Genomic DNA, 13,945 nt, shown 5'->3' on the forward strand with positions numbered 1-13,945 from the left:
TTACAATATTTGTAAATGTTTCTCATGGCTGCTGTTTTCCAACCTTCTCCGCAGTGCTTCCATGTAAGTGTAGAACACAGGAGTAATATACAGCGTCAGCAATTGGGAAAATAGCAAACCACCCACTACAGCCATCCCCAAGGGTCGGCGTGATTCTGCACCAGCGCCCAAACCAAGGGCAATTGGCAGTGTACCCATTAAAGCCGCCATTGTAGTCATCATAATTGGGCGGAAGCGTACTAAACAAGCTTCGTAAATAGCATCACGGGGCGACTTATTTGTATGACGTTGGGTTTCCATTGCAAAGTCAATCATCATAATGCCGTTTTTCTTGACAATGCCCACAAGTAAGATGATGCCAATAAAAGCGTAAACGTTGAGATCCATGCGGAACAACATTAACGTGAGTAGTGCGCCAAACCCAGCAGAAGGTAAGCTCGATAAAATTGTCAGCGGGTGGATGTAGTCTTCATAGAGAATGCCCAGCACGATGTAAATTACCAAAATTGCCACTAGCAACAGCAACCCCAATCCAGCAATTGAAGATTGAAAAGCTTGGGCTGAGCCCTGAAAGCTGGTACTAATGTTTGCAGGTAAGGTGTCATGGGCGACTTGTTGGATTTTGTCCGTCACTTCTCCTAGAGATACGCCTAGCTTGAGATTAAACGAGATGGTTGTGGCTGGGAGTTGTCCCTGGTGATTGACAGTTAACGAACCTACACCTTTGGTTAAGGTGGCTACTGCATTTAAGGGGACAAGCTTACCATTAGAAGAATGAATCGAAAGCAAATTCAGGGCATCCGGGTCTTGTTGATACTGCGGTAACAACCCTAGTATGACTTCATACTCATTATCTGGGGCATAAATAGTGGAAACTTGCAAAGTACCGTAGGCATCACCCAAGGCAGTTTCAATTTGCTCGGCAGTTAGACCAAGGGCATTAGCGCGATCGCGGTTAATGTCTACATTCACCTGGGGATTATCTATTTGCAAATCGCTGTTGACATCCTGCAACCCTGGAATTTTGCTGAGTTTATCTTGCAAAATCGGCGTATATTTATACAAGTCTTGTAAGTTCGTGCTTTCTAAGGTGAACTGATATTGAGCATTTGTCTGCTTACCACCAATGTTAATAGGTGGCGGATTGATTAAGAAGGTTTTAATTCCCGGTTCCCGTAACACTTTTGGTTGCAATTCCTGAATCACCTCATCAGCGTTGAGATGTCGTTGGGAAGTCGGTTTCAAGCGAATGACGATAATCCCGGTGTTATTACCTGCTGTGCCTGTAACCGATGACCCCACAATTGAGTTGAGGACATCTATATTTGGGTCATTGCGAATGATCTTAGCCACTGCCTCTTGGTGTTTGATCATATCGCCAAAAGAAATATCTTGAGCTGCTTGGGTTTGGGCAAGAATTAATCCGTTATCATCGCTAGGAAGAAAGCCCTTCGGAACGACAACAAATAAATATATTGTTGCTAACAAAATCGCACCAGAAAGAATCATCGTTGTGCGGTGATATTTTAGGGACTTTCGCAGACTCCAAGCGTAGAAACGTAAGGAAAAATTTTGAGTTTTATGATCAATTTCTTTTTCTTCCTCTGCTTGGTAATGTTCTGATTGCAAAAATCTGCTGCACAACATCGGCGTTAAACTGAGGGAGAGAAGACCGGAAACCAGAATAGCGGCGGCAATGGTAACGGCAAATTCGTGGAATAGTCTTCCCAAAATACCCGGCATAAATAACATGGGAATGAAAACTGCCACTAGGGATAAAGTCATGGAAATAATTGTGCCGCCAATCTCTTTTGAGCCGTTAATCGCTGCTTGCAGACGACTTTCGCCCATTTCCATGTGACGAACAATGTTTTCTAACACCACCACCGCGTCATCTACCACGAAACCCACACTCAAGGTTAACGCCATGAGAGAAAGTGTATCTAAAGAAAACCCCAGCAGTAACATAACTGCAAAAGTAGCCACCAAAGATAAAGGTACAGTCACGCTGGGGATTAAGGTAGCACGCAGGTTTCGCAGAAACAGAAAGATGACCAACACCACCAGGCAAATAGTGAGTAATAATGTGAATTTGACATCATTCACTGAGTCGCGGATATTTTGAGAGCGATCATAGAAAATATCCATATTCACAGCAGTGGGAATCTGCGATCGCAAACTCGGCAGCAATGCTTTGACAGCATCTACAATTTCGATGGTGTTGGTTCCCGGCTGACGTTGAATTGCCAAAATAATCGAACGTTTCGCCATCTGTCCCTGATTCGCAAAATACCAACTGGCAATTTTATCGTTCTCCACACTATCAAAGACTTGACCCAAATCGCCTAAATGGACTGGTGCGCCATTGCTATAAGCGACAGTCAAGCTGCGATAGTCGTTAGCATTGAGCAGTTGACCATTAGCTTGAACGGTATAATTTTTGTGATTACCGTAGAGATTCCCAGTGGGTAAATCAGAGTTATTTTGAGCGATCGCTTTGGCAACATCATCAATACCTAACCCTTTAGCTTTCAGCGATTGCGGGTCAACTTCGATCCGCACTGCATATTTTTGAGAACCGTAGACTAAAACCTGCGCTACCCCATCAACCATTGACAAACGTTCTGCTAATGTCTCCTCTGCATACTTATCCACATCAGAAAGTGGTACTAAATCCGAACTGAGAGTTATGTAAAGAATAGGTTGTTGTGCAGGGTTCACCTTCTTATATGATGGGGGACTGGGCATATCGCTAGGCAATTGCTTAGTTGCTTGGACGATCGCTGCTTGTACATCCTGCGCTGCACCATCAATATCTCGGCTCAAATTAAATTGCAGCACGATTTGGCTACTTCCTTTAGAACTGGTAGAGTTCATAGAATCCAAGCCGGCAATTGTAGAAAATTGTTGTTCCAAAGGCGTTGCCACTGATGCCGCCATTGTTTCAGGACTGGCTCCTGGTAAACTGGCAGACACCGAAATTGTTGGAAAATCCATGCTTGGCAAGTCGCTGACGGGCAATATAAAATAACTCATCAGCCCAAAAACTAGAATCGCCAGCATCACCAAGGTGGTCATGATTGGACGGCGAATGAATAGAGAAGTAATATTCATGGCTAGTAATGTTACTTATCCCCTACAATCGGGCGAATAGTATTTTTGTAAATTTTTTGTGCTGCCTTTGCAGAGATGATGCTATTGTCATCACGTAGCGTAAAAGTTAGATCAGTGGGTTGAAAATAATTACGACTAACAGAAGTCCAACCCCGAACAACAAAAGTATTTAGTCCAGGAATAACAGGTATTGATTTAGTCAAAACCTGATTCACAATTGCCGATGTATCGCCTGTAGGAATTTTTGCTATGGCTTGGTCAATTCGGGGTTGTTGTCCTTGCCAAATAAATTCTACAGTTCCATCACTGAGATTTTGATCCCAACCAGCCAAGTTGTACTGGATCGCCAGTTTGAACAAAAAAGCCCGGAATCCTACCTTTTGTACCTTGCCAGTGATTATTCCGTGAAGTGCAACCATAGAATCTGTAGCTGGTGGTTCATCAGCTAGAACCACATTTTGAAAAGTAAATAGGGCGATCATTAAAATGATCGTTACCCAGGAAAATTGTTTGAGAAGATGCTTGACAATATATGCAATCATGGCTTTCAAATGTTTGATTTATTATTGGTGGATAGCAACAGATACACCAGGCGCAAGATTGAATTGTCCATCGGTGACGACTTGCTCACCGGGTTGGAGTCCTTGATTAATAACGGTTTCGTTGCCCACGGTATCCCCTACTTTCACAGGACGGGCAGCTACTGTTTTGTCAGGTTTGACAACAAACACATACTGCCCGTTTTGTCCAGTTTGTAATGCTTGGGAAGGGACAATGATCACATTAGGTAATTGGGCTAATTTCAGTACCACATCTACAAATTCTCCTGGTGATAGTTGTCTTTTAGTGTTGCTAAAGGTAGCTTTCAGTTGAATAGTTCCAGTCGTAGCATCCAAGGTATTATCTACAAAAGTTAGTTCTCCCTTGATTGGCTGTGCGGAATTATTTGGTACTAACGCATCTACTTCTAACTTCCCCGTAGCCATATATTTTTTAAGTGTCGGTAATTGCTGCTGGGGAATCGAGAAGGAAACGTAAGCAGGATGAGTTTGATTAATTACGACTAATCCACTGGTATCGTTAGCCTTGACCAAGTTACCTTGATCGACTTGCAAATCACCTGTTTGCCCGTTAATGGGAGCATAGATTGTGGTGTAAGCAAGTTGAGTTTTAGCACTTTTGACAGCAGCATCAGCCGCTTTAAGATTCGCTTGGGCATTTTGCACATTTGCCTTAGCTGAACCCACAGCCGCGATCGCTTCTCGAATTGCACTTTGATCAGCAGCCACAGTTGCTTCATCTGCATCTGCACTGGTGTGATATTGTTGAGCTTGTTCTTGAGTGACTGCCCCCTGTTGGAATAAATGGGTATAGCGTTGTGCTTCAGTATCAGCATTGCGTGCTTGGGCTGCATCTCTCGTCCGTGTAGCTTTTGCTTGGGTTACTTGGTCACTAGCTTGTTGCAGATTTGCGATCGCTTGCTGCACTTGTGCTTGTGCTTGTACCTGTTTTGCGATCGCTTGAGCTAAGTCTGCTTGAAAAGGCGTTGGGTCAATTTTGAATAATAGTTGTCCTTTCTTGACTTGCTGCCCTTGCTGAAAGTAAACTCCCATCAATTGTCCATCAACCAGTGATTTAATTGATACGGTGGAGTACGCTTCAACGGTTCCTGTGCTGCGGATTTCTAGTGGTACTGTTGCCTCAGTTACATTGGTGACAACTACAGGTATAGCTTTGTGATTATCTATTTTGGGTTGCGTGGAGCGTTTACCCAAAATAGCCCAACTAGAAAAGCAAACAATTCCTAATATCAGTAGACCCAAACTAGCTTTTTGTAGAGGCGTAAATTTTGGTGGAGGTTTTATGATTATGTTTTTAGTCATCATTTCTGTTACCCGACCTTTATTTAAGATCAGTTTCAGGTACTAGCCAAAGCTTAAGGGTGAAGATGAATAAATTAGTAAAAAGTTAATGAATAAATTAAAGGTTATCTAAGTCGTATAGGGTGCAATTTTAATAAAAAAATCTTATCTTAGCGCTTAACTTATCTATGTTCACCATGAAATCATTTGATAAACAACAAACTAAATATTAAAGGCGATTTACTTTATAAATGGTCTCTTAAAAGAAAGAAAATCAATTGAATCTCATTCAGGAGAAATCCTATGTCAACTCAAACTTCACGTGTTTGGCTGATTACAGGTAGTTCTACAGGCTTGGGTCGCGCTCTCACAGAGGCAGTTTTAAAGCGAGGTGAAATTGTGGTTGCTACAGCTCGTCAACCCCAACAACTTGCAGAGTTAGAAACACAGTATCCCAGACAGATAATAACGTTGCGGCTCGATGTCACTAAACCTGATGAGGTACAAAAAGCTGTAAATCAAGCGATCGCTACGTTCGGGCATATTGATATTTTAGTTAACAATGCGGGTTACGGAATGATGGGCGCGATCGAAGAAATTAGCGATACCGATGTTCGCCAACAATTTGAAACCAATTTCTTTGGTGTATTAAATGTAATTCGTGCTGTACTACCATATCTGCGTCATCAGCGTTCTGGACATATTCTTAATCTTTCATCCGTCTGTGGATTCGTCAGTAATGCAGCTGGAGGCATTTATTGTAGTACCAAGTTTGCTTTAGAAGGATTATCCGAAGCATTAGCAAAAGAAGTCGCTTCCTTGGGTATTAAAGTCACAATTGTAGAACCGGGTGCATTTCGGACGGATTTTACCGGGCGATCGCTAAGTCTTTCTAATCAGTGTATTTCAGACTATGGTAACAGCAGCGCAGAAATTATCAAATTACTAAAACAGATAGATGGTAAACAACTAGGCAATCCTATAAAAGCAGCTGAAGCAATGATCCAGGTGATAAACAGCGACTCTCCTCCCTTGCGATTGGTCTTGGGTTCAGATGCTGTAGCAATGATCGAAAATAAACTAACAGCTATGCGAACAGAACTAGAAGCATGGAAGCCTGTTGCAATGCACACTGCATTTGATGAAGCAAAAGTGGCATTTTAAATTGAAGAAGAATTCAGAAGTCAGAATACAGAATTCAGAATCAAGACGCTCGTTCCTCCTAACGTTGCGCTATCAGTCGGGGATTCAGACCCGCGACTTTCTTGTTGACCACCAAATCTACGATTTGGAGGGGGTTTTAAACCCGTTTATTCAGACGCTCTCTTCGAGACGCTGCACGTTAGCGGAGCTTTCGCTTTAGCGATACGCGGACTCGCTCTAAGCGAAGCCATGCCCTCCGTTGGCGTAGCCTCTCCCTTTGGGAGAAGGCTTTATGCTGCGCTATCCGCTAGTAGTCTGCCAAGACAACGCAAGCGTTGTGCTTAGCAAGGGAGGCTCTTGAGGCTGGCGTTGCAGGGGAAGATGAAGAGGCTTTTAGAAAATAGCAATATTCTTCCAATTTTCCCCCTGCCCCCCAATTCTCCCCCTGCTCGACCTACACAGCAATTTTGAGTTGGTGAACCACTAGTCGCACAGAATTCAGTCCTTCTGGAGTCAGAAGGACTGAATTCTGTTTTGATAAACATTTAGATCCTGCTTCTCTCTATATTCCGACTACAGAGGGTCTGCTTTCGGCAGACCTTTTTTAATTTATTTATACATTTATCTTGTAGGGGCCTACAGTCGTGCATTGGTGTCAACTTAAGGAGCATCAGCCCAGACTTGAGCCGACCGCGAGTGAATCTGACGATGACGTTTGCGCTCGGCTTTAAGCAAACCAAAAAGCTTGTAATGTGAAACTAAATAGTCAACAACATTATCAGTTTCACGACGCAAAACAGCCACAGCAAAGTAATACAAACTGCGAAAGACCATTTCCACAGAAATACGTTCAAGTGGCTGACCGAGTGCGAACGCGATTTGAGAAGATAAATTGTTGAGAACAGTGTAGAAAATCACAGTCGCAAAGATTTGAATCTGAACCCCGTTACGGTCGCCAACCCAAATATAAGCCAGACCCAGAAGTCGTTTAGTCAGCTTAAAGGCATCTTCAATCCGCCAACGACAACGGTAGAGTTCACACACTTGTTGTGCAGATAATAACTGTGGGTCAAGCACATTGGTCAAATAGTAGTACCAACTATTACCCCAGAGTACAGAAACTAAGCGAACTGGATACTGACAAGGATTGGATCGATATTGTCCCATATCGATGATTTCGTCACGATAGTAAACACCAGTTGATAAACAGCGCACCACAAAGTAAGAAGTTTTTTCGCGCAATCGCGTCACGAAAAACTTCTGCTGCTGTGTAAACTGGTCAAACCAGCCAAACTTGAAAAAACCCAAATCGAAAATCAATAGTCCGCCAGTTGGCAGTTGCTCTAATAGCTCCTGGGCAAAAATTTTGTCATTAGCTTTGCTATCTTCCGTGTACCAGATTTTGGTCGGTACATGAGTAAACGCTTCTACCACCATCATCATTTTTCCTGCCAACACTGTTGTTTGGTCTGATAATGCTTTTAACTTTTTGCGTAATTCTTCTAGTGTTGACCCATCCGCTATCCACACTGCACCAAAAGTCTGATGTAGTTGTTGCCACTGCTGTGGGATTCTATTTGCCTGTGGGGTGGCATGGATTTTTTCGATGACTTGCTCAAACACTTGTGCAAATAATTTTGCTGGTATTTTCTTTAACCTTTGTGAGAGTGCTTGTTTACTCACTAACATCGGTTCTACCCACATTAATCCTTCTGTGGCTAATAATCTGATTGCTTCGCTTAATCCGGCTATTTGTCGATACACCAGACTTACTACCACTGCCATCATCACTGGTAATGTTAATTTTCTTTCTCTTAAGTTTTTGTTGTCTAGTCCTGGTGAATCTCTTAGTGGTTTAAAGTTTGATGGTTCTAGTAGTGCGTATATCTGGGCTTCTATTTCTTCTATTGCTGGTGCTGGCAGTTGTGTTTGTCTTCTTAAGTCTGGATTGCCATCTTTTCTCATCCGGGGAGTAGCCATTTTGACAACTCCTTTTGTCTTTGTCTCTACTCCCCTACTCTACCTCTACTTGTTGACTTTTTCCTTAAGTTGACACTAATGACAGTCGTGGCCCCTACCCCCAACCTTCAGCCGCTATACGTAGCTGTGAGAAAGGGATAAGGCTGCTGCATCGAAAATGCGAGATCATAAGTAGGTTCCACAGCACCATATATATGTAGCCCAAAATCTTTGGCAAGTTCTTCACAAACTTTGACCGCACGTATACTATTACCTTTAGCATCAAGAAGGGGCGAAAAAATACCAATTCCACACTTTCCAGGTACGACTGCAACTATACCGCCGCTAACGCCACTTTTAGCAGGAAGTCCAACTCTATAAGCCCATTCCCCAGCAAAATCATACATTCCACAGGTATGCATCAGGCTAAGAATATCTTGTACATAATGGCTTTTGATTGCTTGTTCTCCTGTGATAGGATTCATTCCTTTATTAGCCAAAGTTGCTCCCATCATCGCTAAATCATTGCAGGTAACTGAAATAGAACATTGTTGAAAGTATATATCGAGAGTTTTCTCAATCCTGTCACTAATCATCCCAGAATTATACATCAGGTAGGCGATCGCTTTATTTCTACTCCCAGTGGCTTTTTCTGATAAAAATACAGGAATATCTACATCAAGCCACCGGCCTGTGTAAAGACGAAACATTTCTATTATTTGTTGAAGTCCTTCAGTACAATTATCACCTGTTAATAAATCAGTAGTGGCGATCGCCCCTGCATTTACCATAGGATTACAGGGACGATTATTTTTTTGATCTAGAACAATCGAGTTAAAAGCCTCTCCAGTCGGTTCTAGCCCTACTCTATTCAATACAGTCTCCCGTCCATAATTCTCCAATGCTAGACCGTAGACAAATGGTTTAGAAATAGATTGGATAGTAAATGTTTGCTGGTAGTCTCCTACTGAATAAATTTGCCCATCTGTATTAACTATAGAAATACCAAACCAATCTGTATTAGCCCTTTCCAATTGTGGGATATAGTTTGCTACTTTGCCTTCTTTTAGCAATTTATATTTTTGATGTAGTGCAATTAAATAATTATGCAATGGAGAGATTATATCCTGAAGGCTATTTGGCATTTCTGATAATGAGTTTACAACATTCATTTGCTCTGGAGCTATATCTACTTTTGGAAGATATCGATTAGTGAGTAAATTCCCCTGATTTGGCTCTTTCATATCCTTCTCCAATTATGTATACAAAATTGCATCTCACTAATATTGAGTCTTATATGTCTCAGGGTATTTGAGGGTGAAGAAAGACAATTTAGCCGCTAAGATAATAAAAGTTAGTAACTTTAAAGCGATAGTGTAAATACGGCGACCTTTTCAGATTTACGACTTCATATTTCTTGTTTTGACGACTGTAACCCACATTTTGCACGGCTGCTGATTTGACGTTATAAAGTGCTTTACCGCAACACATTGAACTACAAATTATTAACTTCATACTTAAGTTTCGCCTAACTTACTTATCTTGATGCTTCAAGAATTGAATAAAGGTCAATATTGAATATGTAAGCCAGAATACACGGCTTTGTTCAAACTTAAATTAACAGGAAAATTGATTATGAAACGTATCTTTACTGGCATCTTACTTGCTCTACCACTCGCAATGACCGCCCTGCAATCGAAAGCATCTGCCGAGGAGATAATTGTAGTACCTGCCGTTCATAGACCTATTGTTATCGATCACCGATTACACCACGAGTTTTTTCCTCGGCATTGGGAAAGAGTGCGACATGAAGAACGCTTGCTTCGTGCTGAGTTAGGGAGATTTTAATCTACCAGCTACACTTAGCAGTAACATTGCTAAGTGTAGCTGAATGCAAATATCTCGACTTTAATTCGATCCAAATTCCGGCTAACAGCATTAGTCGGAATTTATTTAATTTTATAATTTGCATATCTTCAGATTGGAGAATATCTAATTATTAGTTGTTAATCAAGCTTTCTATTACTTACTTAACTTAAATTTTGGATATTAATCTTGTAGATTTTACTGACGCAACCACTACATTTAAACAATTAAAGAAGCTTGGTTAACAAAAAGCCAGATTTAATCATAATAATTATTATTTTTAGTTTCTTATCTCATGACTTATTCAAATTTTTGAATATTGAATATTACAAGTATAATTTAACAGTTGTAGGGGCATACATATAAATGTAAGCCCCGCTCATACTTATATATTTATATTAAGTATGTTGCAAAGAGGTAGAAGTTGCTGTGTGGTGTAATTGCGTAGTTTGTGCTAGATTATTCTGTGCGATCATGTATAGTTCCTCACAAACCGTCAAACTAGCAAGACCATCAACTGGATTAGTATAATTTCTTTGAAATTGCTGAACTGTATTGATTGTTATCTGTCCATAAAAAGGCTGATCTAGAGGAATATTTGTACCCAGTAGCTGGTTTAACTCCTCGTGGATACTGTTTATTTCATCCTCTAATTTTGCACTAGACTTGTCCGAAAATTCCAAAGCCAGACTGTTCAAAGCTTTGGGGCAAAACTTTGATATCTTCGTAAATACGTAATTACAGCACTTGCGTCTATTATAAGGTACACTAAATAAAAATATAAATACTTTTAAATGAAGTCCTACTCTGTCGATCTTCGAGAAAAAATAGTTGCAGCACATCTTGAGAAAAACATTTCAATCAGGAAAGTGGCTGACATTTTTTCAGTCTCAAAGAGTTTAGTACAAAAGCTTGTAAAACAACAAAAACTTGAAGGAAATTTGCAATCCAAGGCGCGAGGAAAGCCACAATTTAGTCATTTAACAAATGCTGACACAGAGTTGAGAGAATTAGTTGAATCATATCCAGATGCAACATTGATAGAGTTGTGTGAATTATTTGCAGACAAGACTGGTAATTGGGTAGGTCAAAGTGCAATGTGTCGTGCGTTACAGAAATTAGGATTAAATCGGAAAAAAAAACAAAGCGGAGTACCCAAGCAGGGACGGAGAGAGTCCTAAATTTAAGACTAAATTTTTGGGATAAGGTCAAACATATAGAGCCAGAAAACTTAGTATTTTTGGATGAAACTGGTGCTCTACTTGGGTTAACTAGGACTCATGCGCGTTCACAAAGGGGAACAAGAGCTTACTCTACTAACCCCTTCTACAGAGGCTCAAAAGTTACGATAATTGGAGCAATTAGTATTAAAGAAGTAGTTGCATTGATGACAATAAATGGTTCAATGGATGGCATTGCATTTGAATTATTTATTGAAAAGTTTTTAGTGCCAAATTTATGGTCAGGAGCAGTGGTAGTAATGGATAATTTATCCGCGCATAAACTAGATTCAATTGTGCCAATGATTGAAGCTGTCGGTGCAAAAGTTATATGTTTATCACCATACTCCCCCGATTTTAATCCAATTGAATTATGGTGGTCACAACTTAAATCTTTTTTACGTACTTTTGCTCCAACTACAACAGAAATGGTTGATCAACTAATCTCAGTTGCACTCGATTTAATAAATCCTCAACATTTAAGAAACTGGTTTGCTAGTTGCTGCTACTGTACCTCATAACAGCCGTAAATGCTGTATAAGGCTTTGAGATAGTTAGTGATAATTTAGAGGCATAAAAATTAACTCCTAATTTCTAAAAATTTATGATTTTTGCTACTAGCTAAGTTGGCAGAACTAAGCTACCAATTCTTAACCTAACTAATCCGCAAACTGTTAAAATAATCTGCTCATACGTCTCAAGCTTTAAGCGAAATCTTTGTGAGGCTATGCGGAATATTTTAAGTAATCGAATCAAATGTTCAATGAATATCCGATTACTAGATAAAGCCTTATTTTCATCTTTTTGCTGTTGAGTTAATTCTCGTTTTGGTTTCTTTTTATGAGGAGTAGTGATATTCTCACCTCCTTGAAAGCCTTTATCACCTGAAAAGGGTTGAGATTTATCAAATTTATTTTGAGATTGACGAAACAATTTTATATCTGCTGTTGGCCCAGGAACACCTACTTCTACCTCTACAATATCTTTGCCTTCTGGTATGCCAATTATCAGACTTTTTAATGTATGTTGTCTCTTCTTTCCAGAAAAATATTTCTGTTGCTCTTTTTGGTCAGAATCCCTATATATTGGCTGTTCTAAGCTATCGACTAATAGCCTAAAATTTGTTAATACTTCTTGAACAAATAGTAAATCACTTTCATTATTTGATACTTGTTCTAATAAACTAGCAGGTAATATATCACGAAGAATTGGTATCCAGTCGTGAAATGTATCATTAGCTTCGGTTTTGGAAACACCAAATAGCATTCCTAATACTTGGAATGTTGGCATCTGTCTTAGATAAAATAGACATAAACATACTTGTTCTTCGGTTGATAACTTTTCGGGACGACCACCACCAGCCGCATTAATTCTAATTTTATGACTCTCTTGTTTAGCTTTGATGTATCGATTTCGTTTTAAGGCGCAATTTAGCAGTGATTGCAATTGTTCGTAACTAATCCCTAAAATCTGTTTTGTTCGTAGTGGATACTTTTGTATATAATCTAAAATCATAACTAATTGTGGAAAATGGTAGACGCCCAATCTAACGTTTTACCATTTTTCTTTTCCTAAGTTAATATTTCGGACAAGTTTACTTGTTTCTGAACCAACAATGCCATCTACGGTAAGGTCGTAATCCACTTGAAATTTCTTAATAGCTTTTTGCGTTGCCTGATCAGTTAAGTCAGACTCATCTTGAGAGAGAGGGAAGTTAGGGTCATTACTGTTAATACGGCTTTTGTAACCTAAGCCGTTCAAAATACTGCGAATCTCAGAATTTGTATAGTTAATCATGGTTGGAAAACCTCAAAATCATGAATGAAGTTGATAATTTAAGTTTCCCTGTTAATCAGATATTTGTAGGTGAAGATAGATAACTTAGGTGCAAAGATAACAATTGAAGAAGAATTTAGTACCTTAAATCACTGAAAAAGGGTAAAACACTAATATAGAAGTGTTTTACCCATAACGAATATTTTAATGAGCATTGTGTTGAGAAATAAAACTTTTAGTAAACGTAAATTGCTCCAGTGCGATTAATAGCAAGTGAACCATCTTCAGGTGTACCACTAGTAATTCGCAAGACTGTTACAAAAGCTGTATTTCCAACTGTATTCACCTCATATTTCAGAGAAGTATCTTGCAAATAAGGATAAATCAAGACATCGGCAGGAAGAGAAACATAATTTATGTCAGCAATAGTTCCAGGAAGTATTGTTTTTGCTGAGTCAGTTGTCAAACCATATTGCAAAGGAATATTAGTTTGGTTAAAAATCTTTACTTCTAATGGTTGATGAGGATTGATTCGTGCTGTGGGTTGCCAAAAGCCAAGATAAAATGTTTTAGGTAGTTTGTTTTCAGCTTTAAGTTCACTGACCATAACTTGCAAGTTATGGTTTATTTGTTTTTGTTGCTCTGGGGTATAAAACGTATTCATTGTTGATCGCATTGCCTGAGCATCGGCTCGGAGTGTAGCTTTCTGTTCAGGTGTAAAACTCGCCCAGAAAGCTGTACGATCGCTTTTGTTGGTGGGATTTTGTTTGTACGCTTGGTAAAGGCTTTGTTGTTTAGGTGTCAACATATTCTCAAGTTCAGCTTCAGATTGTTGCGTAATCCGAGCGATTTCAGCTTTCTGTTGGGGAGTTAGATTCACTCCTTCTAAGAGGTTGAATCCAGCAGCGCGAACTTGCATAGGTGCAGCAAGGCTGACAGCAGTAATAGTTCCTAGCAAGAGAGCAATGAATTTGAATCGCATAAATATCTCCTTCAAAAATATTG

General features: G+C 39.9%; 13 protein-coding genes. 4 read left to right on the plus strand and 9 right to left on the minus strand.

From position 1 onward, the window contains the following. From WKK05_RS03715 to WKK05_RS03725, 3 genes are read right to left on the minus strand one after another with little or no spacing between them, the layout of a single operon-like run. Entirely contained in the window at positions 1 to 3,114 is a 3,114-nt protein-coding gene (locus tag WKK05_RS03715; protein ID WP_341528455.1) for an efflux RND transporter permease subunit, read from the minus strand. A gap of 11 nt (positions 3,115 to 3,125) precedes the next feature. Next, the gene (locus tag WKK05_RS03720) at positions 3,126 to 3,656 is read right to left on the minus strand and encodes an acylphosphatase (RefSeq protein WP_341528456.1); all 531 of its coding nucleotides are present in this window, start codon (positions 3,654 to 3,656) and stop codon (positions 3,126 to 3,128) included. A gap of 21 nt (positions 3,657 to 3,677) precedes the next feature. Then, the gene (locus tag WKK05_RS03725) at positions 3,678 to 5,000 is read right to left on the minus strand and encodes an efflux RND transporter periplasmic adaptor subunit (protein WP_341528457.1); all 1,323 of its coding nucleotides are present in this window, start codon (positions 4,998 to 5,000) and stop codon (positions 3,678 to 3,680) included. A gap of 279 nt (positions 5,001 to 5,279) precedes the next feature. On the opposite strand from WKK05_RS03725, the gene WKK05_RS03730 reads away from it, so the two are divergent. After that, a complete protein-coding gene (locus WKK05_RS03730; protein ID WP_341528458.1) occupies positions 5,280 to 6,140 on the plus strand; it encodes an oxidoreductase in 861 nt (286 codons plus the stop codon). A gap of 639 nt (positions 6,141 to 6,779) precedes the next feature. On the opposite strand, the gene WKK05_RS03735 is transcribed toward WKK05_RS03730, so the two are convergent. Then, complete coding sequence (locus WKK05_RS03735) at positions 6,780 to 8,099, minus strand: IS4 family transposase (protein ID WP_341528245.1); 1,320 nt, start codon at positions 8,097 to 8,099, stop codon at positions 6,780 to 6,782. Positions 8,100 to 8,206: 107 nt separating this feature from the next. Further along, on the minus strand, positions 8,207 to 9,223 hold the full coding sequence (gene glsA / locus WKK05_RS03740; RefSeq protein ID WP_341531015.1) for a glutaminase A: 1,017 nt from the start codon (positions 9,221 to 9,223) through the stop codon (positions 8,207 to 8,209). Positions 9,224 to 9,713: 490 nt separating this feature from the next. Here glsA and WKK05_RS03745 point away from each other — a divergent pair, with 490 nt between their 5' ends. After that, positions 9,714 to 9,926 (plus strand): hypothetical protein, encoded by a 213-nt coding sequence (locus tag WKK05_RS03745; RefSeq protein WP_341528459.1) that lies wholly within the window; start codon positions 9,714 to 9,716, stop codon positions 9,924 to 9,926. A gap of 416 nt (positions 9,927 to 10,342) precedes the next feature. On the opposite strand, the gene WKK05_RS03750 is transcribed toward WKK05_RS03745, so the two are convergent. After that, entirely contained in the window at positions 10,343 to 10,642 is a 300-nt protein-coding gene (locus WKK05_RS03750; RefSeq protein ID WP_341528460.1) for a hypothetical protein, read from the minus strand. 96 nt (positions 10,643 to 10,738) lie between these two features. Between WKK05_RS03750 and WKK05_RS03755 the strand changes: the two genes are divergently transcribed. Further along, the gene (locus WKK05_RS03755) at positions 10,739 to 11,125 is read left to right on the plus strand and encodes an IS630 transposase-related protein (protein ID WP_341528461.1); all 387 of its coding nucleotides are present in this window, start codon (positions 10,739 to 10,741) and stop codon (positions 11,123 to 11,125) included. Beyond that, positions 11,044 to 11,685 carry an IS630 family transposase gene (locus WKK05_RS03760; RefSeq protein WP_341528462.1) on the plus strand — a complete coding sequence of 214 codons (642 nt, stop codon included), beginning with the start codon at positions 11,044 to 11,046 and terminating at the stop codon, positions 11,683 to 11,685. The genes WKK05_RS03755 and WKK05_RS03760 overlap by 82 nt, the downstream gene beginning before the upstream one ends. Positions 11,686 to 11,785: 100 nt before the next feature. Here WKK05_RS03760 and WKK05_RS03765 read toward each other — a convergent pair whose 3' ends face one another. The 3 genes from WKK05_RS03765 to WKK05_RS03775 form a co-directional block, all read right to left on the minus strand. Further along, on the minus strand, positions 11,786 to 12,679 hold the full coding sequence (locus tag WKK05_RS03765) for a transposase family protein (protein WP_341525207.1): 894 nt from the start codon (positions 12,677 to 12,679) through the stop codon (positions 11,786 to 11,788). Positions 12,680 to 12,718: 39 nt separating this feature from the next. Then, positions 12,719 to 12,961: a peptidoglycan-binding domain-containing protein gene (locus WKK05_RS03770; RefSeq protein WP_341528463.1), complete on the minus strand. Its 243-nt coding sequence runs from the start codon at positions 12,959 to 12,961 to the stop codon at positions 12,719 to 12,721. Positions 12,962 to 13,175: 214 nt separating this feature from the next. Then, complete coding sequence (locus tag WKK05_RS03775; RefSeq protein ID WP_341528464.1) at positions 13,176 to 13,922, minus strand: Spy/CpxP family protein refolding chaperone; 747 nt, start codon at positions 13,920 to 13,922, stop codon at positions 13,176 to 13,178. Positions 13,923 to 13,945 lie beyond the last annotated feature (23 nt).

Source organism: Nostoc sp. UHCC 0302 (assembly GCF_038096175.1).
In the GTDB taxonomy this organism is placed as follows: Bacteria; Cyanobacteriota; Cyanobacteriia; order Cyanobacteriales; family Nostocaceae; genus UHCC-0302.

Excerpts from the sequence above, each read along its gene's own strand:
- WKK05_RS03715 (WP_341528455.1), bottom strand. The coding sequence starts at position 3,114 with ATGAATATTACTTCTCTATTCATTCGCCGTCCAATCATGACCACCTTG.
- WKK05_RS03720 (WP_341528456.1), bottom strand. The coding sequence starts at position 3,656 with ATGATTGCATATATTGTCAAGCATCTTCTCAAACAATTTTCCTGGGTA.
- WKK05_RS03725 (WP_341528457.1), bottom strand. The coding sequence starts at position 5,000 with ATGATGACTAAAAACATAATCATAAAACCTCCACCAAAATTTACGCCT.
- WKK05_RS03730 (WP_341528458.1), top strand. The coding sequence starts at position 5,280 with ATGTCAACTCAAACTTCACGTGTTTGGCTGATTACAGGTAGTTCTACA.
- WKK05_RS03735 (WP_341528245.1), bottom strand. The coding sequence starts at position 8,099 with ATGGCTACTCCCCGGATGAGAAAAGATGGCAATCCAGACTTAAGAAGA.
- glsA (WP_341531015.1), bottom strand. The coding sequence starts at position 9,223 with ATGCCAAATAGCCTTCAGGATATAATCTCTCCATTGCATAATTATTTA.
- WKK05_RS03745 (WP_341528459.1), top strand. The coding sequence starts at position 9,714 with ATGAAACGTATCTTTACTGGCATCTTACTTGCTCTACCACTCGCAATG.
- WKK05_RS03755 (WP_341528461.1), top strand. The coding sequence starts at position 10,739 with ATGAAGTCCTACTCTGTCGATCTTCGAGAAAAAATAGTTGCAGCACAT.
- WKK05_RS03765 (WP_341525207.1), bottom strand. The coding sequence starts at position 12,679 with ATGATTTTAGATTATATACAAAAGTATCCACTACGAACAAAACAGATT.
- WKK05_RS03770 (WP_341528463.1), bottom strand. The coding sequence starts at position 12,961 with ATGATTAACTATACAAATTCTGAGATTCGCAGTATTTTGAACGGCTTA.
- WKK05_RS03775 (WP_341528464.1), bottom strand. The coding sequence starts at position 13,922 with ATGCGATTCAAATTCATTGCTCTCTTGCTAGGAACTATTACTGCTGTC.